General features: G+C 69.6%; 21 protein-coding genes. 8 read left to right on the forward strand and 13 right to left on the reverse strand.

Features of this window, described 5'->3' with window-relative positions; all coding sequences use genetic code 11:
- Position 1: 1 nt before the first annotated feature.
- From livM to FBY21_RS23270, 5 genes are all read left to right on the forward strand, one after another.
- The gene (livM, locus tag FBY21_RS23250) at positions 2–1,279 is read left to right on the forward strand and encodes a high-affinity branched-chain amino acid ABC transporter permease LivM (RefSeq protein WP_142013989.1); all 1,278 of its coding nucleotides are present in this window, start codon (positions 2–4) and stop codon (positions 1,277–1,279) included.
- Entirely contained in the window at positions 1,276–2,151 is an 876-nt protein-coding gene (locus tag FBY21_RS23255; protein WP_074970495.1) for an ATP-binding cassette domain-containing protein, read from the forward strand. The genes livM and FBY21_RS23255 overlap by 4 nt, the downstream gene beginning before the upstream one ends.
- Complete coding sequence (locus FBY21_RS23260) at positions 2,148–2,864, forward strand: ABC transporter ATP-binding protein (protein WP_074970493.1); 717 nt, start codon at positions 2,148–2,150, stop codon at positions 2,862–2,864. Before FBY21_RS23255 ends, FBY21_RS23260 begins: the two co-directional genes overlap by 4 nt.
- 96 nt (positions 2,865–2,960) lie before the next feature.
- Complete coding sequence (locus tag FBY21_RS23265; RefSeq protein ID WP_142013992.1) at positions 2,961–3,890, forward strand: ornithine cyclodeaminase family protein; 930 nt, start codon at positions 2,961–2,963, stop codon at positions 3,888–3,890.
- A gap of 1,022 nt (positions 3,891–4,912) precedes the next feature.
- Positions 4,913–5,677: an SDR family oxidoreductase gene (locus tag FBY21_RS23270; protein WP_142013995.1), complete on the forward strand. Its 765-nt coding sequence runs from the start codon at positions 4,913–4,915 to the stop codon at positions 5,675–5,677.
- On the opposite strand, the gene FBY21_RS23275 is transcribed toward FBY21_RS23270, so the two are convergent.
- The 6 genes from FBY21_RS23275 to FBY21_RS23300 all read right to left on the reverse strand — a co-directional run bounded on the left by FBY21_RS23275 (position 5,655) and on the right by FBY21_RS23300 (position 10,245).
- The gene (locus FBY21_RS23275) at positions 5,655–6,569 is read right to left on the reverse strand and encodes a glycerophosphodiester phosphodiesterase (RefSeq protein WP_142013999.1); all 915 of its coding nucleotides are present in this window, start codon (positions 6,567–6,569) and stop codon (positions 5,655–5,657) included. The genes FBY21_RS23270 and FBY21_RS23275 overlap by 23 nt on opposite strands.
- A 464-nt stretch (positions 6,570–7,033) precedes the next feature.
- Positions 7,034–7,606, reverse strand: a complete 573-nt coding sequence (locus FBY21_RS23280) for a HupE/UreJ family protein (RefSeq protein WP_142014004.1) — start codon at positions 7,604–7,606, stop codon at positions 7,034–7,036.
- Between the two features lie 18 nt (positions 7,607–7,624).
- Entirely contained in the window at positions 7,625–8,239 is a 615-nt protein-coding gene (gene ureG, locus FBY21_RS23285; protein ID WP_044401282.1) for an urease accessory protein UreG, read from the reverse strand.
- Between the two features lie 9 nt (positions 8,240–8,248).
- Positions 8,249–8,920 carry an urease accessory protein UreF gene (locus FBY21_RS23290; protein WP_074970679.1) on the reverse strand — a complete coding sequence of 224 codons (672 nt, stop codon included), beginning with the start codon at positions 8,918–8,920 and terminating at the stop codon, positions 8,249–8,251.
- A gap of 17 nt (positions 8,921–8,937) precedes the next feature.
- Positions 8,938–9,438 (reverse strand): urease accessory protein UreE, encoded by a 501-nt coding sequence (gene ureE, locus FBY21_RS23295; RefSeq protein ID WP_074970484.1) that lies wholly within the window; start codon positions 9,436–9,438, stop codon positions 8,938–8,940.
- A gap of 171 nt (positions 9,439–9,609) precedes the next feature.
- Positions 9,610–10,245, reverse strand: coding sequence for a TetR family transcriptional regulator (locus FBY21_RS23300; RefSeq protein ID WP_044401292.1), 636 nt, complete (start codon positions 10,243–10,245; stop codon positions 9,610–9,612).
- A 177-nt stretch (positions 10,246–10,422) separates the two neighbouring features.
- On the opposite strand from FBY21_RS23300, the gene FBY21_RS23305 reads away from it, so the two are divergent.
- The gene (locus FBY21_RS23305) at positions 10,423–11,529 is read left to right on the forward strand and encodes a ferredoxin reductase (RefSeq protein WP_142014006.1); all 1,107 of its coding nucleotides are present in this window, start codon (positions 10,423–10,425) and stop codon (positions 11,527–11,529) included.
- Positions 11,530–11,540: 11 nt separating this feature from the next.
- Positions 11,541–12,623 carry a fatty acid desaturase family protein gene (locus FBY21_RS23310; RefSeq protein ID WP_142014009.1) on the forward strand — a complete coding sequence of 361 codons (1,083 nt, stop codon included), beginning with the start codon at positions 11,541–11,543 and terminating at the stop codon, positions 12,621–12,623.
- A 2-nt stretch (positions 12,624–12,625) separates the two neighbouring features.
- Here the strand turns inward: FBY21_RS23310 and FBY21_RS23315 are convergent, their stop codons facing one another.
- Positions 12,626–12,847 carry a hypothetical protein gene (locus FBY21_RS23315; protein WP_142014012.1) on the reverse strand — a complete coding sequence of 74 codons (222 nt, stop codon included), beginning with the start codon at positions 12,845–12,847 and terminating at the stop codon, positions 12,626–12,628.
- 210 nt (positions 12,848–13,057) lie between these two features.
- Complete coding sequence (locus FBY21_RS23320; protein WP_142014015.1) at positions 13,058–13,531, reverse strand: hypothetical protein; 474 nt, start codon at positions 13,529–13,531, stop codon at positions 13,058–13,060.
- Between the two features lie 275 nt (positions 13,532–13,806).
- Here FBY21_RS23320 and FBY21_RS23325 point away from each other — a divergent pair, with 275 nt between their 5' ends.
- Positions 13,807–15,858 (forward strand): AsmA family protein, encoded by a 2,052-nt coding sequence (locus tag FBY21_RS23325; protein ID WP_142014018.1) that lies wholly within the window; start codon positions 13,807–13,809, stop codon positions 15,856–15,858.
- A 15-nt stretch (positions 15,859–15,873) separates the two neighbouring features.
- On the opposite strand, the gene FBY21_RS23330 is transcribed toward FBY21_RS23325, so the two are convergent.
- The 5 genes from FBY21_RS23330 to FBY21_RS23350 form a co-directional block, all read right to left on the reverse strand.
- On the reverse strand, positions 15,874–16,320 hold the full coding sequence (locus tag FBY21_RS23330; protein ID WP_044401319.1) for a GyrI-like domain-containing protein: 447 nt from the start codon (positions 16,318–16,320) through the stop codon (positions 15,874–15,876).
- 83 nt (positions 16,321–16,403) lie between these two features.
- Entirely contained in the window at positions 16,404–16,940 is a 537-nt protein-coding gene (locus FBY21_RS23335) for a bacterioferritin (RefSeq protein WP_044401322.1), read from the reverse strand.
- 114 nt (positions 16,941–17,054) lie between these two features.
- Complete coding sequence (gene osmE, locus FBY21_RS23340; RefSeq protein WP_142014022.1) at positions 17,055–17,396, reverse strand: osmotically-inducible lipoprotein OsmE; 342 nt, start codon at positions 17,394–17,396, stop codon at positions 17,055–17,057.
- Between the two features lie 148 nt (positions 17,397–17,544).
- Complete coding sequence (gene osmE / locus FBY21_RS23345; protein ID WP_044401327.1) at positions 17,545–17,889, reverse strand: osmotically-inducible lipoprotein OsmE; 345 nt, start codon at positions 17,887–17,889, stop codon at positions 17,545–17,547.
- 117 nt (positions 17,890–18,006) lie between these two features.
- On the reverse strand, positions 18,007–18,219 hold the full coding sequence (locus tag FBY21_RS23350; RefSeq protein WP_107331835.1) for a hypothetical protein: 213 nt from the start codon (positions 18,217–18,219) through the stop codon (positions 18,007–18,009).
- Positions 18,220–18,233: the final 14 nt, after the last annotated feature.

Here is an 18,233-nt window from a genome sequence, read left to right on the forward strand (position 1 = left end):
CATGTCTTCTGCCTCCAAGATCGATATCAAGAAGAGCCTGGTGGACGCCATCGTCGCCGGCCTGCTGGCGCTGATCGTGTTCGGCCCCATCGTCGGGGTGGTGCTCGACGGCTACAGCTTCAACCTGCAGCCGGAGCGCGTCGCCTGGATGGTCGGCGCCGTGGTGGTCGGCCGCTTCCTCCTCAGCCTGTACCTGCAAAGCGCCGGCGGCACCGGCCTGCTGGAGCGCTTCGAGCGCGGCGGCTCCGGCGTCCATGTGCTGCCGCCGGACCACCGCAGCGCGATGCGCTGGGTGCTGCCGCTGGTGATCGTCGCCGCGGTGATCTTCCCCTTCTTCGCCAGCAAGTACCTGCTCACCGTGGTCATCCTCGGGCTGATCTACGTGCTGCTGGGCCTGGGGCTGAACATCGTGGTCGGCCTCGCCGGCCTGCTCGACCTCGGCTACGTGGCCTTCTACGCCATCGGCGCCTACGGCCTGGCGCTGGGCTACGAGCACCTGGGGCTGGGCTTCTGGAGCGTGCTGCCGCTGGCCGCCCTGGCCGCTGCCCTGGCCGGGGCCATCCTCGGCTTCCCGGTGTTGCGCATGCACGGCGACTACCTGGCCATCGTCACCCTCGGCTTCGGTGAGATCATCCGCCTGGTGCTGAACAACTGGCTGAGCTTCACCGGCGGCCCCAACGGCATGTCGGTGCCGTCGCCGACCTTCTTCGGCCTGGAGTTCGGCCGGCGGGCCAAGGACGGGGGGACGCCGATCCACGAGTTCCTCGGCATCGCCTACAACCCCAACCTGAAGTTCCTGTTCATCTACGTGGTGCTGTTCCTGGTGGTGCTGCTGGTGCTCTACATCAAGCACCGCCTCACCCGCATGCCCGTCGGGCGGGCCTGGGAGGCGCTGCGCGAGGATGAGATCGCCTGCCGCTCCCTGGGCCTCAACCATGTGCTGGTGAAGCTCTCCGCCTTCATGCTCGGCGCCTCCACCGCGGGCCTCGCCGGGGTGTTCTTCGCCAGTTACCAGGGCTTCGTGAACCCCTCGTCCTTCACCTTCTTCGAGTCGGCGCTGATCCTCGCCATCGTGGTGCTCGGCGGCATGGGCTCCACCGTCGGCGTGGTGATCGCCGCGTTCGTGCTGACCATTGCCCCGGAGATGCTGCGCAGCTTCGCCGACTACCGGGTGCTGATGTTCGGCATCCTCATGGTGGTGATGATGATGTGGCGGCCGCGCGGGCTGATCCGCATCAGCCGTGCCGGTTTCGCCCCGCGCAAAGGAGTCGCGCCATGAGCCAGGACACCATCCTCAGCGTGCGCAACCTGATGATGCACTTCGGCGGCATCAAGGCCCTCAACGACGTCAGCCTGGACATCCAGCGCCATTCCATCTCGGCCCTGATCGGCCCCAACGGCGCCGGCAAGACCACGGTGTTCAACTGCCTCACCGGCTTCTACAAGGCCACCGGCGGCAGCATCCTGCTGGACGCCCGGGGTACCTCCACCGACGTCATCCAGGTGCTCGGCGAGCCCTTCCAGCCCACCGACTTCGTCAACCCGGCGCGCTTCGGCAGCCGCCTCTACTACAAGATGTTCGGCGGCACCCACCTGGTGAACCGCGCCGGGCTGGCGCGCACCTTCCAGAACATCCGCCTGTTCCGGGAGATGTCGGTGGTGGAGAACCTGCTGGTGGCCCAGCACATGTGGGTCAACCGCAACCTGCTGGCCGGTGTGCTCAACACCCCGGGTTTCCGCCGCGCCGAGCAGGAGGCCCTGGACCACGCCTTCTACTGGCTGGAGGTGGTGGACCTCACCGACTGTGCCAACCGCCTGGCCGGCGAACTCTCCTACGGCCAGCAGCGCCGCCTGGAGATCGCCCGCGCCATGTGCACCCGGCCGCAGCTGATCTGCCTGGACGAACCCGCCGCCGGCCTCAACCCGGCGGAAACCGAGGCGCTCAGCCGGATCATCCGCACGCTGCGCGACGAACACCAACTGACCGTACTGTTGATCGAGCACGACATGGGCATGGTGATGAGCATTTCCGACCACATCGTGGTGCTGGACCACGGCGTGGTGATCGCCCAGGGCGGCCCCGACGCGATCCGCAACGACCCGAAGGTGATCGCCGCCTACCTGGGCGCCGACGAGGAGGAGGTCGCATGAGTGCCCCCCTGCTCGAATTCAAGGACGTCGACGTCTTCTACGGGCCCATCCAGGCCCTGCGCCAGGTCAGCCTGCACATCAACGAAGGGGAGACGGTGAGCCTCATCGGCGCCAACGGGGCCGGTAAGTCCACCCTGCTGATGTCGATCTTCGGCCAGCCCCGCGCGGCTGCCGGGCAGATCCTCTACCAGGGCGTCGACATCACCCGCAAGTCGCCGCACTACGTGGCCTCCAACGGCATCGCCCAGTCCCCCGAGGGGCGCCGCGTGTTCCCCGACATGAGCGTGGAGGAGAACCTGCTGATGGGCACCATCCCCATCGGTACCGCCCACGCCGACGAGGACATGCAGCGCATGTTCGACCTCTTCCCCCGGCTCAAGGAACGGCGCAACCAGCGGGCCATGACCATGTCCGGCGGCGAGCAGCAGATGCTCGCCATCGCCCGTGCGCTGATGAGCCGCCCCAGGCTGCTGCTGCTGGACGAGCCGTCCCTCGGGCTCGCGCCCATCGTGGTCAAGCAGATCTTCCAGACCCTGCGGGAGCTGGCGAAGAGCGGCATGACCATCTTCCTCGTGGAGCAGAACGCCAACCATGCGCTGAAGCTCTCCGACCGCGCCTACGTGATGGTCACCGGGGAGATCCGCATGAGCGGCACCGGCGAAGAGCTCCTGGGCAACCAGGAGGTGCGCAACGCCTACCTCGGCGGCCACTAGCCCGCCGTCACCCACGCCGCCACCCGGGCCACCGGGGGCGGCTGCCCCTGGAACGCGGCCACCGACAGGGTGGCCGTGCCGGCAAAGGAGCGCGTCATGTCCAGCATCCGTTTCTTCACCAATGCCGAGGTCGCGGCGACCCTGGCCTATCCCGCACTCATCGAAGCCCTGCGCCAGGGCCTGGCGCAGCCCGCCGAGGCGCCGGTGCGCGCCTGCCACGCCCTGCCGCAGGACGCCTCGCTGCTGTGCATGCCGGTGTGGCGCACCGGGCAGGGCGTCGGCGTGAAGCTGGTGACGGTGTTCCCCGGCAACGGCGCCCAGGGCCTGCCCGCCGTGGCGGCGGTGTTCGCCCTGTTCGACGACGTCACCGGGCAGCCCCTGGCGCTGCTCGAAGCCTCCGAACTCACCGCCCGGCGCACCGCCTGCACCTCGGCCCTGGCGGCCGACCACCTGGTGCGCCCCGACGCCGAGCGCCTGCTGGTGGTGGGCACCGGCACCCTGGCGCGGCACATGGTGCGGGCCCATGCCTGCGTGCGCGGCTACCGCCGCATCGAACTCTGGGGCCGTGACGCGGCCAAGGCGGCGGCGTTGGCCACCGCACTGCGCGACGAGGGCTACCCGGTGCAGGCGGTCGGCGACCTGGCCAGCGCCGTGGCCACGGCGGACTGCATCAGCTGCGTCACCACCTCCCGCGAGCCGCTGGTGCGGGGCGAATGGCTGCGCCCCGGCACACACCTCGACCTGGTCGGCGCCTTCCTGCCGAGCATGCGCGAGACCGACTCCGCCGCCGTGGGCCGCGCCCGCGTAGTGGTGGACACCCGCGAAGGCGCGCTGGAGGAAGCCGGCGACCTGCTGTTCGCCATGGCCGACGGCGCCTTCGACGCAGACCGCCTCGACACCGAACTGCGCGACCTGCTCGCCGGACGCGGCGCCCGACGCGATGCCACGGAGATCACCCTGTTCAAGTCGGTGGGCTACGCCCTGGAAGACCTGGTGGCCGCGCGGGTGCTGCTGGCCAGCGCCTGAGCCAGGCGCTCCACCGGCCCACCAGGCGGGGTCACGGCGAGCGCCATTGGTGGATGGAAAAAGCGCCATCCAAGGCGCACAGAGCCTGTCCGTAGGATGCGGTGAGCTCAGCGAACCGCATCGATGCCCCGTACGTGGCGGCCATGCAGGGTGGGCCGGGCGGCGTTCCGCTTCAGCCCACCAGCGGTGGTCAGTGTGGGCTGAAGCCCACCCTACGGCACTGAGTCAGTGGCCTGGGAAGCCGCTGTTTTCCCAGGCGCTCCATTCACCCTACGCCCCGACCGGCGACGTGCCGGTGTGTAGTTCGTAGGATGCGGTGAGCTCGGCGAACCGCATCGATGCCCGTCCGTAGCGGCCATGTAGGGTGGGCCGGGCAGCCCACCAGCGGTGATCAGCGTGGGCTGAAGCCCACCCTACGGCATCGCACGCTTCCTGGACGAATGAGTGCGTCCCTACAGGCTCAGGCGGGCGCCTCGCACTGCGCACAAAATCTGTGGACCGGGCTGTTGAAAACATGTGGGCAGCTGGCTGCCAGGCCCGACCGGCGGTCGTCCGCGGCGCTTGCTCGGGATTCGTACAGCCAGGCTTTTTTTAAGCAGAACAGTTGCTTGCGCGTGGGCCTTGAAGTGCCCTGGCAGTTATCCCCGCGGCCTGTGGATAACTGTGTGGGCAAGCTCTGGAGCCCTGGCCGGCAGCCCCTGCCGCCGGGGCGCCGGGCAGGCTGCTCGAAAAATCACCAGAAGCGCCGGCAGGATTCCCTGGAGGCCTCGTGGTTGCTGGCGTTCACGAATGAAGGCGAACGGCCGGGCCGGCGCGCTAAGGCCCGCTGGAGTTGTCCCCACGATCTGTGGAACAGCCTGTGGCCTGCCTGTGGAAAACCTGGGGGCGGATGGCGCTATCCCACGCCCTGCAAGGGCCCGTTGGCGACCGCCTGGAAATCCGCCACGGGCTAGGATAACCCGCCCGCTTTCTGGCACTGTGGGCGCCCCGTGACATAGCCCGCCCCAGCGAGGAGAGATTCCATGACATCCACCCTGTTCATCACCGGCGCCACCTCCGGGTTCGGCGAAGCCTGTGCCCGTCGCTTCGCCCAGGCGGGCTGGAAGCTGGTCATCACCGGTCGCCGCGAAGACCGCCTGAAGGCCCTGGCCGCCGAACTCTCGGCCCACACCGAAGTGCTGCCGCTGACCGTGGACGTGCGTGACCGCCAGGCCATGGAAGCCGCCATCGCCGGCCTGCCCGCCCAGTTCGACCGCCTGCAGGGGCTGATCAACAACGCCGGCCTGGCCCTGGGCACCGATCCGGCGCCCAAGTGCAGCCTGGATGACTGGGACACCATGGTGGACACCAACATCAAGGGCCTGCTCTACAGCACCCGCCTGCTGCTGCCGCGCCTGATCGCCCACGGCCGGGGCGCCGGCATCGTCAACCTCGGCTCCATCGCCGGCACCTACCTCTATCCGGGCAGCCACGTGTACGGCGGCACCAAGGCCTTCGTCCGGCAGTTCTCGCTGAACCTGCGCAACGACCTGGTGGGCACCGGGGTGCGCGTCACCGACATCGAGCCGGGCCTGTGCGAGAGCGAGTTCTCCCTGGTGCGCTTCGGCGGCGACCAGGCGCGCTATGACGCGACCTATGCCGGGGCCGAGCCGATCCAGCCGCAGGACATCGCCGAGACCATCTTCTGGGTGATGAACCAGCCGGCCCACATCAACATCAACACCCTGGAGCTGATGCCGGTGAGCCAGACCTGGGCCGGCTTCGCTATCGATCGTTCAGCGAAGTGAGGCGGGTCGACCGCCCCAGCAACTGCAGGGCGCGGTCGGGGTAGTCGGTGATCAGCGCCTGGGCGCCCATGTCCAGCAGGCGCTGCATCACCGGTTGTTCGTTGATGGTCCACATCTGCACGTTCAGCCCGCGCTCGCGGGCGCTGCGCATCATCGACGGCGTGGCGAGCTGCATCCCGGCGTGTTCCTCGGGGATCTGCAGGGCCTCGTAGGAGGGGCTCAGCAGGCGTTCCAGGCCGAGGCTCTGCAGCACCACCAGCAGCTTCACCGAGGTCGGCCCGGCCGAGGTGGCCACACCGGGGCAGACGCTGCGGAAGTGCGTGAGGCTGCGCTCGTAGAAGCTGCCGACGATGACCCGGTCGCGCTGCCCGGCCTGCTGCAGGGCGCTGCACAGGCGTTCTTCCAGCCCCACGTCGGGCACCTTGATCTCGATGACCTTGGCCACCTGCGGGAAACCCTGCAGCACCGCGTCGAGGGTGGGGATGCGCACGCCCTGGCCCCGGTAGGGGTGGCTCTCGCCGCCGTCGGCGGTCCAGCGGTAGCCGGCGTCCAGCGCCTGCACCTGGGCGAGGCTGAGGGCGGCCACCGCGCCGCTACCCTCGGTGGTACGGTCCACGGTGGCGTCATGCAGCACCACCACCTGGCCATCGGCGGTCAGGCGCAGGTCCATCTCCAGCATGTCCACCCCCAGCGCGGCCGCGCGCTCGAAGGCGAACAGGGTGTTCTCCGGCCACAACCCTCGGCCGCCGCGATGGGCGATCACCAGCGGGTGGTCCCCCAGCCCGGCGAGCACCGCCGGCCGCTCCACCGGGCGGCTGGTCAGTGCCATGCCCAGCAGGGCGATGGCCAGGAGGCAGAGCGGAACGAGGCAGAACCGGGCAAAGCGTTTCATGGGGCTTCCATTTCGATGAAGACGGGCGTGCCGAATCAGACCCGGCGACTATGACAAAGACATGAAAGCGCCGCGAGTGGCGAGGTGTCCCAGGGGCCCCGCGTGTGGGGGGCGGGGCCGGGGCTGCCCACATAAACGGTGGGCCAGCCTGTGGATATCTTCTGGGCAGATTGCTGCAGGCCCTGCGTTTTGTGGGCTGCAACCCGCCGGACAATTTTTCGCCAGTCTGGGATGGCACAGGGCAGGAGGAGGCTTCGGGAATGGGCGGCGAGGCGCGCGGGGTTGACGAACCGGGCAAACGGAGCCGGCAGACCCTAGGGTCTCCCCGCGCGACTCGCCATGGAGCGAGGCCTGGCAACCCTAGTGGGTCAAGTTGCAGGGGGGCAAGGCCGGCCCAGCGCGTTCTGAAGTTTCCGGCCTGCTGAACAGCAGGCGCCGTGTCTTGGACACGGCACCTCGTGGACTCAGCCCGCCAGCAACCAGGCCCCGGCGACGGCCGAGGCGCCGCCGGCGATGCGCACCAGCGGCGCGGCGGCCAGGGGCAGGGTGCGCACCAGGGCGTAGCCGATGGCATGCAGGGCGGCGGTGGCGGCGACGAAGCCGGCGGCGTAGCCCCAGGGGCTGGCCAGCTCCGGCAGCTCCAGGCCGTGGGCAACGCCGTGGGCCAGGGCGAACAGGGCGGTCATGGCCACGGCGACGGCCATCGGCGGGCGCACGGCCACGGCCACCAGCAGGCCGAGGGCGAGCACGGAGGCTGCGATGCCGGTCTCCATGAAGGGCAGCTGCAGGCCCTGGAAGCCCAGCAGGCCGCCGAGCAGCAGGGTGGCGACGAAGGTCAGCGGCAGGGCCCAGCGGGCACGGCCCTGCTGCTGGGCGGCCCAGAGGCCGACGGCGAGCATGGCCAGCAGGTGGTCGAGGCCGGTCACCGGGTGGGCGACGCCGGCCATCAGCCCGGAGTGGTCATGCCCGGCGTGGGCGAAGGCCAGTGCCGGGGTGCAGAACAGGGCGAGGGCGAAGAGGGATTTGCGCAGGTTCATGGGGGCTCCTTGTGGGGGTCAGGCTGCGCCGAGCAGGCCCTGTTTTTCGATGAAGGCGATGATGTCGTCCAGGCCCTGGCCGACCTTCTGGTTGCTGAACACGAAGGGCCGCTCGCCGCGCATCTTGCGGGCGTCGCGTTCCATCACCTCCAGCGAGGCACCGACCATGGGCGCCAGGTCGATCTTGTTGATCACCAGCAGGTCGGACTTGCAGATGCCGGGGCCGCCCTTGCGCGGCAGCTTGTCGCCGGCGGAGACGTCGATCACGTAGAGGGTCAGGTCCGACAGCTCGGGGCTGAAGGTGGCGGAGAGGTTGTCGCCGCCGGATTCCACCAGGATCAGGTCCAGGCCCGGGAAGCGGCGATTGAGCTGGTCCACCGCCTCCAGGTTGATGGAGGCGTCCTCGCGGATGGCGGTGTGCGGGCAGCCGCCGGTCTCCACGCCGATGATGCGCTCGGGCTCCAGAGCCTCGTTGCGCACCAGGAACTGGGCGTCTTCCTGGGTGTAGATGTCGTTGGTCACCACGGCGATGTTGTAGCGCTCGCGCAGGGCACGGCAGAGGGCGAGGGTGAGGGCGGTCTTGCCGGAGCCGACGGGGCCGCCGATGCCGACGCGCAGGGGTTGGCTGTTCATGGTGCTCTCCTAGGAACGGAACAGGCGGCTGTACTGGCGCTCGTGCGCCATGCTCGCCAGGGCCAGGCCGAAGGCGGCGCTGCCCCGTGGGTGGGAAGGGGGTGTGCGGGCGGCCAGGCTCGCGGCCTGGAGGCTCGGCAGCAGGTGCGAGGTGAGGCGCTGGGCGGCCTGCTGGCCCAGGGGCAGGGTCTTCATCAGCACCGCCAGCTGGTTCTCCAGCCAGCCCCAGAGCCAGGCGCCAAGGGCCTCGTCGGGGCGGATGCGCCAGGCGCGGGCGGCCAGCGCCCAGGCGACGCCGAGGGTGGGTTCGCCCTGGCGGGCCAGGGCGTCGCGGGCCGGGGCATCCAGCTCGGGCAGGCCCTCCAGCAGCTGTTGCAGGGAGTAGCCCATCTGCCGGCATTCCAGGTGCAGTTCGCGGGTCTCGCGGCTGGCGCGCTGCTCGGCGCCCAGTTGCAGCAGGCGTGCCCAGTCCTCGTCGGCGGCGGCCTGGCAGAGGTCGAGCAGCATGGGCGCTTCGAAGCGGGCGAGGTTGAGGCGCAGCTGGTCGTCCAGCCAGCGCCGGGCGCTTTCGGTGTCGTGCACCTGGCCCTGGTCCACGGCCATCTCCAGCCCCTGGGAATAGCTGTAGCCGCCGATGGGCAGCTGGGGGCTGGCCAGGCGCAGCAGTTGCCAGGCGCCCAGCGAGGGGGCGGCTTCGCTCACGGGCGCACTCCGAACTGGTGCAGGCGCGGGGCGTAGTTGAAGTCGGCTTCCAGCTGGTGGGAGTGGTGGTGGCCGCCACCGTAGGCGCCGTGCTCGGGCTGGAAGCCGGCTTCCACGGCGGTCACCGTGGCACCGAGCTGTTCGAGCATGGCCTTGAGCACGTAGTCGTCCAGCAGGCGCAGCCAGCCGTCGCCGATCTGCAGGGCGACGTGGCGGTTGCCCAGGTGGTAGGCGGCGCGGGTCAGTTCGAAGGCGTTGGCGCAGGTGACGTGGAGCAGGGCCTCGGGCCGGGCACGGACGCGCACGACGCGGCCATCCCCGGCCAGCAGGCAGTCGCCATCGCGCAGGGGCGGCTGGCCCCGTTCGAGAAACAGCCCGACGTCTTCACCGGCGACGGTGAAGCAGCGCAGGCGGCTCTTGCTTCGCGCTTCGTAGGTGAGCAGCAGTTCTTCGTCCCACTGCTCGCGGGGCGGGAGGCGTTCCTGGATGACCAGCATGGGCAGTTCCGGCAGTGTGCAATGCCGGTGCCTGAGCAAGGGGCTTGCCAAGACAGCGAAACGCCCGAGGCGCGGGCCTGTGGCGCGTGGGTGCGCAAGGACGCGGCGCTCGGGTGCGCACTATTGGTGCGTGGCGTGGGTCGAAATGGTGCGCTGACGCTTCGGTCAGCTTCAGGCCCGGCCGAGGCCGTGCCAGTGCTTGCCGCCGATCATGATGAAGCGCAGCTGCTGGGTGATCTTCGCCGCCGGGGTGAGGTGCGCCGGCAAGTCGCGGGCGGGAGGGTCGATCAGCTCGGGCAGGGTGGCGAAGACGGTTTTCACCACGAGGTCGGAGACCACGTCGAGGGCGTCGTCGTCCAGGTGCGGCATGCGGTTGATCAGCTTGAGGTCGGCGGCCAGGTCGTCGGTGATGCGCTCGCGCAGGGCGGCGATGGCCTGGCGCACCGGTTGCGAGCCGCCGTACTGCTCGCGGGCGAGGAACAGGAACTGGCCACGGTTGGCGGCGACGGCGTCGAGGAAGATGCGCACCGAGGCGTCGATGATCCCGCCCATCTCGAATTCGTTGTGGCGCACCACGCGGATGGTGGCGCGGAAGGTCTCGCCCACTTCCTCCACCAGGGCCAGGCCGAGCTGGTCCATGTCGGCGAAGTGGCGGTAGAAGCCGGTGGGCACGATGCCGGCGGTGCGGGCGACTTCCCGCAGGCTCAGGCTGCCGAAGCCGCGTCCGCTGTCCATCAGCTGGCGTGCCGCGTCCATCAGGGCGTGGCGGGTCTGCTGTTTCTGTTCCGAGCGGGGCGTCGTGGACATGGAGCGAAGTCGAGGCCGAAGAATGGGCCGCACTCTAGGGGCTGTCACCGCATTGGTGCAAGTTGCGCGGCGCCCGGTGGGGCTGGAGAGCGGGCGTCGGATTTTTCAGTGAACGACTGTTGACTGGAATTCCCGCCTTCAGGCAGCCTAGTGCACGACTGTTCACTGGATAGATCCATGGCCCTCATCCCCTTTTCCCTGGCCCGCCGACTCGGCGCGTGGCTGGCTCCGTTGCGTGCGCTGGTGCGCCGGGCCTGGCTGCGCGAGTCGGAGGTGGATTTCTTTCTCGCCCGGCTGCACCCGGTGCTGCGCCTGAACCGGGTGTTCGCCCGCGTCGAGGGGCGTCGCTGGGTGGCCCAGGACATGCTGGCGCTGACCCTGCGCTGCAACGGCAACGCCCACCACTGGCGGGCCGGCCAGCACGTGCAGCTGCACCTGGCGCTGGACGGCGTGCGCCTGGCGCGCAGCTACAGCCTGACTGCCGTGCACGGCGATGGCCGTGTCGAGCTGGCGGTGCGCCGCCAGCCGGGCGGGCGCCTGTCCGGCCACCTGCTGGAGCGGGTGGAGGTGGGGCAGGTGCTGGAGCTGGGCCAGGCCGAGGGCGAGCTGAGCTGGCCCGACGGGCAGGGCGATGTGCTCCTGCTGGCCGCCGGCAGCGGCATCACGCCGCTGCTCGGCCTGCTGCGGGAGGCGCTGGCGCGGGGCTTCTCCGCACCGGTGACGCTGCTGCACTACGTGCGCGAACGGGGCCAGCGGGCCTTCGTCGATGAGCTGCTGGCCCTGGCCCGGCGCTACCCGAACTTCAACGTGCGCTGGGGCCTCAGCGGCGATGCGCCGGCGCCCGGTGAACTGGCCGGGCGCTTCCAGCCGGAGCACCTGGCCGGGCTGGCGCCTCGGGACCTGTTGGTCTGCGGCCCCCACGGCTTCGTCGACACGGTGCGTCAGTGGTGGCAGGCCGCGCCCCGCGCCGGTCGCCTGCAACTGGAGGCCTTCAGCCTCCCGCGCACGGCGCCGTCTTCGGCCAGCCAGACCGTGCGCCTGGGCTTCGCCCGCTCCCGCGTCGACGGCGAGGGCGACACCCACGGCAGCCTGCTGGAACAGGCCGAGGCCCTGGGCCTGCGGCCGGCCCACGGCTGCCGCCAGGGCGTATGCGCGCAGTGCACCTGCCGGCTGCTCAGCGGTGCGGTGCGTGACCTGCGCAGCGGCGCCATCCAGCACGAGCCCGACCAACCCATCCGCCTCTGCGTCAGCGCCCCGGTGGGCGACGTGACGCTCGACCTGTGACGAGGACTGCCATGCGCCACGACCGCCCCCTCGATGCCGAGGCCGCCCGTGCCTTCGGCGAAGAACTGGACACCCTGCGCCAGCGCACCCTGGCCGACCTGGGCGAGACCGACGCCCGCTACATCCGCCGCGTGCGCAGCATCGCCCGGGCCTGCTGCTGGAGCGGCCGGGCCCTGCTGATGCTGGGCTGGTTCCCGCCCACCTGGCTGCTGGGCAGCCTGCTGCTGGGGTTGGGCAAGATCATCGAGAACATGGAGCTGGGCCATAACGTCATGCATGGCCAGTACGACTGGATGAACGACCCGGAATTCGCCGGGCGCACCTACGAGTGGGACATCGTCGGGCCGGCCGACTTCTGGCGGCACACCCACAACCACATCCACCACACCTACACCAACGTGCTGGGGCACGACGACGATGTCGGCTACGGGCTGGTGCGGCTGTTCCCCGAGCAGCGCTGGAAACCGTTCTTCCGCTGGCAGCCGCTGTGGGTGACGCTGCAGGCGCTGCTGTTCCAGTTCGCCGTGGCGGTGCAGCACCTGCGCCTGGACAAGTACCTCAAGGGCCGCATGACCCTGGAGGAACTGCGCCCGCGCCTGCGCACCTTCAACGCCAAGGTGCTGCGCCAGCTGGTCAAGGACTACGGGGTGTTCCCGCTGCTGGCGCTGCTGCTGGGCGCCAATGCCTGGGCGGTGCTGGCGGGCAATGCGCTGGCGAACCTGATCCGCAACCTGTGGACCTTCACGGTGATCTTCTGCGGGCATTTCACCGAGCGGGCGGCAGTGTTCCCGCCGGAAGTGCTGGAAGGGGAGACCCGTGGCCAGTGGTACCTGCGTCAGCTGCGGGGCTCCAGCAACCTGGAGGGCGGCCCGTTGCTGCACTTCATGACCGGCAACCTCAGCCACCAGATCGAGCACCACCTCTTTCCCGACCTCCCGGCCCGCCGCTACGGCCAGCTCGCGGTGGAGGTGCGGGAGATCGCCCGGCGCTACGGGCAGGAATACAACACCGGGCGCCTGTCCCGGCAGTTTGCCACCGTGCTGCGGCGTATCTGGGTCTACCGCCGGCCGGAAACCGCGCTGCCGGTGGCCTGACCTCAGGCGACGCCGTGGGCGCGCAGCAGGCGGTCCGAGCCGCCTTCTGCCAGCCACTGGTCGGGGGCGTGCTGAACCCGGTTGCCGGCCAGCGGCTCCACCACCGGCCGTTCGGCCGCGCCATCGCGGGCTTCACCGAGCACGGGCGGGTGTTCGGCGGGCAGGGCAAAGGCGGCGCTGGACAGGACGCTGAGGAAGAGGGCAGCGAGGGCGTGGGCTTTCATGATCGGACTCCTCTGCAAGGGGGGAAAGACACGTTGCCTAGGGTACGGATCGGGCGCCGGGGGAGAAGTGAAGGTGGGCGATGGTGGTCATTGATGGAGGTGATGGCATTGATCCTGATAACCAGCTTGGTCCCGTAACACCTGATTGGGCACCGCCAACAAAAAGCCCGGCCTGTGCCGGGCTTTGACTGCCGTTACCGCTGGCCCGCATCAGGCCACGCGGTTGGAGCGATCAGCACCGCCTTCAGCGACGCGGAAGCCCTGGGTGCGGTCCGAACCGTCCTCGGCGACGCGGAAGCCTTGGGTGCGGTCCGAGCCGTCTTCGGCAACGCGGAAGCCCTGGGTACGAGCCGAGCCGTCTTCAGCGACGCGGAAGCCCTGGGTACGAGCCGAACCGTCTTCGGCGACGCGGAAGCCTTGGGTGCGGTCCGAGCCGTCCTCGGCGACGCGGAAGCCCTGGGTGCGAGCCGAACCGTCTTCAGCGACGCGGAAGCCCTGGGTGCGCGCCGAACCGTCTTCAGCGACGCGGAAGCCCTGGGTGCGGTCCGAGCCGTCTTCGGCGACACGGAAGCCCTGAGTACGGGCCGAGCCATCTTCGGCAACGGTGTAGGACACGGCGGATTGGACGACCGGTACAGCGAACAGGCCGGCGAGGAAGAGGACGGCGAGGGCTTGGCTTTTCATGGTGGTTCTCCTGGAAGTGGGGGGGCCGTTGTGGCGACGGGGCCTATGTTCCGCAGCGGCACGCTGGTCAGGAAGTGAACAACCGCGATAGTCGCCATCGACATCGCTGATGGTTGGAAATACCTTGTCGAATCAGTGCCTTGCGCCCCTTGGGCGGCGCGCTGCGAGCGTGATCCGAGTGACGGGGCGGCTCGTTTGCGGAGTCATCCGGCGCGTTTGCCAGTCGGATGGAAAAGGCCGTAGTGGCTCGCTGATACCGAACACGGGAGATAGGCATGACGCGCGGACGCAGAATCCTCGCTTGGACCCTTGGCAGCCTGGTGGCCGTGCTGGTCGGGTTGGGGGTGTTCATCGCCACCTTCGACTGGAACCGCATCAAGGCGCCCCTCAATGAGCGGGTGTCCGCAGCCCTTGGGCGGCCGTTCGCCATTCGCGGAGACCTGAGCGTGAGTTGGCAGCGCGAGCCCACCGAGCCCGGCCTGCGCGCCTGGGTGCCCTGGCCCCATGTGAAGGCCGAGGACCTGGTGCTGGGCAACCCGGACTGGGCCGGCGAAGGCCCCTTCGCCAGCCTGGCGCGGGTGGAGCTGAGCCTGTCCCCGCTGCCCCTGCTGTGGAAGACCGTGAGCATTTCCCGCATCGACCTCACCGAGCCCCGAGCGGACCTACGGCGCCAGGCCGACGGGCGCAACAACTGGACCTTCGACACCCCGCAGCAGGACGGCGACGCACCGTCGGCGTGGACGCTGGACATCGGCGCCATCGGATTCGACCAAGGCGAGGTGAAGGTGGACGACGCTCCCACCCAGACCCGTCTCACCCTGCAGGTGGACCCGTTGGGCCAGCCCATTCCGTTCAGCGACATCGTCGGCGAGCAGGTCGCCGGCAAGGCGGCGGAGCAAGGCGCCACGCCTCAGGACTACGCCTTCGGCTGGAGTGCCAAGGGGCGCTACAAGGGCCAGGCCCTGACGGGCACCGGCAAGGTCGGCGGCCTGCTGGCGCTGAAGGATGCCCGGCGGCCGTTCCCGCTGCAGGCCGATGTGCGCATTGGCGCGACCCGTATCGCGGTGGCCGGCACCCTCACCGATCCGACCCACCTGGGGGCGTTGGACCTGCGCCTGGCGCTGTCCGGCGACAGCCTGGGCAATCTCTACCCGCTCACCGGCGTGACCCTGCCGGACACCCCGGCCTATTCCACCGATGGCCGCCTGGTGGCGCAGTTGCGCGACGCCGGTGGGGCGCAGTTCCACTACCAGGGCTTCAACGGCGCCATCGGCGACAGCGACATCCACGGCGACCTGCATTACCTGGCAGGGCAGCCCCGGCCGAAGCTCTCCGGCGCGCTCACCTCCAACCAGCTGCGCTTCGCCGACCTGGCGCCGCTGATCGGCGCCGATTCCAACGCCGAGAAGAAGGCCCGTGGCGTCACCCGCCAGCAGCCGGCGGACAAGGTGCTGCCGGTGGAGGAGTTCCGCACCGAGCGCTGGCGGGTGATGGATGCCGATGTGCGCTTCACCGGCAAGCGCATCGTCCACAGCGACAAGCTGCCCTTCAACGACCTCGAGGCCCACCTGGTGCTGGACGACGGCACGCTGAGCCTGGAACCCCTGCGCTTCGGCATGGCCGGCGGCACCCTGGAGTCCAGCGTGCGCCTGGAGGGCGGCCGCGTGCCCCTGCAAGGCCGCGCCCGCCTCAGTGCGCGGCACTTCAAGCTCAAGCAGCTGTTCCCCACCTTCGAGCCGATGCGCACCAGCTTCGGCGAGCTGAACGGCGACGCCGACCTGGCCGGCAGCGGCAACTCCGTGGCGGCGTTGCTGGGCAGCGCCAACGGCAACCTCAAGCTGTTGATGAACGACGGCGCGGTCAGCCGTGGGCTGATGGAGATCGCCGGCCTCAACCTGGGCAACTACCTGGTGGGCAAGCTGTTCGGTGACGACGAGGTGAAGATCAACTGCGCCGCCGCCGACCTGCAGGTGACGCGGGGGCTGGTGACGCCCCGGCTGTTCCTGCTGGACACCGAGAACGCCCTGGTGCAGGTGGACGGCAGCGCCAACCTGGCCAGCGAACGGCTGGACCTGACGGTGAGCCCCGAGTCCAAGGGCTTGCGCATCTTCTCCCTGCGCTCGCCGCTCTACGTGCGCGGCACCTTCAGGAAGCCCGATGCCGGGGTCAAGGCGGTGCCGCTGCTGGCGCGGGGTGCGGGCATGGTGGTGCTGGGGGCGGTGGTGGCACCGGCGGCCGGCCTGCTGGCGCTGGTGGCGCCCAGCGAGGGCGGCAGCAACGCCTGCCAGGGCCTGTTGGCCAGGCCCCAGGCCAAGCCCTCGCGCTAGGCGAGGGCGGCGGGGTCAGAACACCGGCACCCAGAGCAGGGTTTCCGACTTCGGGTCGTGGGGGCCGTGGAAGCCGTCGCCGTATTCCTCGAAGCAGATGCCGGGGCTGGCCTCCAGTCCGCGCTCGGCGAGCAGGAAGTCGTGGATCACCTGGAAGCTGAGGGCGATGTCCGGCGTGCTGCCGACGTGGGTGAACACGGCGTAGCGACCGGCGGGGACGTCGATCAGGGTCATGCCGTCTGGCACCGGGGTGCCGGGCTTGACCGGGTAGCCGGCCAGGTAGCCCAGCTCGCCGTTGGGGCGGTGCAGGCAGAGCCCGCAGGGCACGCCATCGCGGCCGCTGATCTCCTCGCTGCGGGGCAGGAAGCGCTCCCACAGCTGGCCGATGTCCTCGGGCGGGGCGTCCGGACGTTCCAGTCCGATGACCTGAAAGGCGGGGCGTTCGATGATGCGCGCGCGCATGGCCGTGTCCTCTTCGGCAGTCTGCTCGGCAGACTGTGCGGCCAGCGCGCGCCGGGATCAAGGGGCATGATGGCCCCGGGCGATCATTCCTTGAGGTCTTCGAGGATATCGGCCATGTCGTCGGCGTGTTCCTCCTCCTGGGCGAGGATCTCCTCGAACAGGCGGCGGGTGGTCGGGTCCTTGTCGCCGAGGAACTGCACGATCTCGCGGTAGCTGTCGATGGCGATGCGTTCGGCGATCAGGTCCTCGGTGACCATCTCGCGCAGATTGCGGCCGGCCACGTACTGGGCGTGGGAGCGCGCCTCCAGCCCGGCGGGGTTGAAGTCGGGCTCGCCGCCCAACTGCACGATGCGCTCGGCCAGCTGGTCGGCGTGCTGCAGCTCCTGCTGGGCATGTTCGAGGAACTCGGCGGCGGCGATGCTCGCCTTGAGGCCGGTGGCCATGTAGTAGTGGCGCTTGTAGCGCAGGTGGCAGACCAGCTCGGTGGCCAGGGCTTCGTTCAGCAGGCGCAGCACGGTGGGGCGGTCGGCGTTGTAACCCTCGGTCACGGCGCCATCCAGCACGTTCTGGCGGGCGCGCTGGCGCAGGGTGTTCACATCGGTCAGTTGCACGTCACTCATCACGGTTCTCCTTCACGGGTTCTCGGGCCGTGGCGCGACTCTGGGGTCGCAGGCGCAGCGGCCTCCCTGGTGTGTGAGTGCGGCGAAGCGGGAAAAGTTTAGGAAATCTGTGCCTCAGAACAGCCCGTCACGCTCCACCGTCTCGCGCTGGCCGCAGGTCATGAAGCCGCTGTGCTGCACGCGGCCATTGGCGCCGAAGCTGACGTGGTAGGCCTGCTGGTGGCCCTGGTGGTTGAGGATGTAGTTGTTGCACGAGCCGGGGTGGATGCTGCGCTGGACGATGGAGGACGGGCGTCCGCCGATGGCCAGCACCTGCTCCTTGCTCATGCCTGCCTTGACCTGGCGCACCAGGGGCTCGTTGCGGAAGGTGAGGTAGTCGGTGGGGTTCTCGATCTTCGTCGCACAGCCGGCCCCCGAGGCCAGAGCGGCTGCAAGCAGGAGCGCGCGTGAATGCATGCACAGTCCCCGTCATGTTCGGCTGTTGATAACAGCGCTTGGACAGCAGGGAGCGCCCGCAGTTCGCCCGGATCGGGGCGGCGGGTGTGCGTCAGTCGGCAAATACGGCACGGGGCCATCCCGGGGCGGGGCCCCGGGAGGCGCGGCATCAGCGCTTGGCGGCCTCGGCCTCGTTGCGCTCGTGCTGTTCGCAGGTCATGAAGCCCTTGCCATCGACCCGGCCGTTGGCGTCGAAGCTGACGTAGTAGGGCTGCTGGTGGCCTTCCTTGTTGAGCACGTAGTTGTTGCAGGTGCCGGGGTGCACCACGCGACGCACTTCGCTGGAGGGCGGGCCGCCGAGGGTGAGCACCTGCTGGCGGTCCATGCCGTCTTCCACCTGCTTCACCAGCGGCTCGTTGCGGTAGGTGACGTAGTCGGTGGGGTTTTCCAGCTTGGTGGCGCAACCGGTCACGGCGGCCAGGGCCAGGGCGGCGGGCAGGATGTGCTTGTACATGAAGGTGTCCTCGTATGGGGCGCGGTGGGCCTACGGGACTTTCGAGCACGGGCTCGCTTGGAGAGTTCGAGGAATATTTGCACGGCGCCCCGGCGGATCGGCAGGGGCGGCGCGGGTTCAGCGGGTGGCGTCTTCGGCGGCGTCCAGGCGGGCCTGGTTCTGGGCGTTGGCCTGGTCGATCTGCTGCTTGAGCTGGTCGGCCTGCTGTTGCAGCTGGCGGGCCTGGTCGGCCTGTGCCTTGGCCTGGGCCGCGCCGGTGGCGGCGGTTTCGCCGAGGCCGCAGCCGCTGAGCAGCAGGGCGGCCAGGGTGAGGAGAAGCGGTGTGCGCATGAGGGTGTCTCCGG

The sequence above is a fragment of the Pseudomonas sp. SLBN-26 genome, assembly GCF_006715895.1.
Lineage (GTDB): Bacteria > Pseudomonadota > Gammaproteobacteria > Pseudomonadales > Pseudomonadaceae > Metapseudomonas > Metapseudomonas otitidis.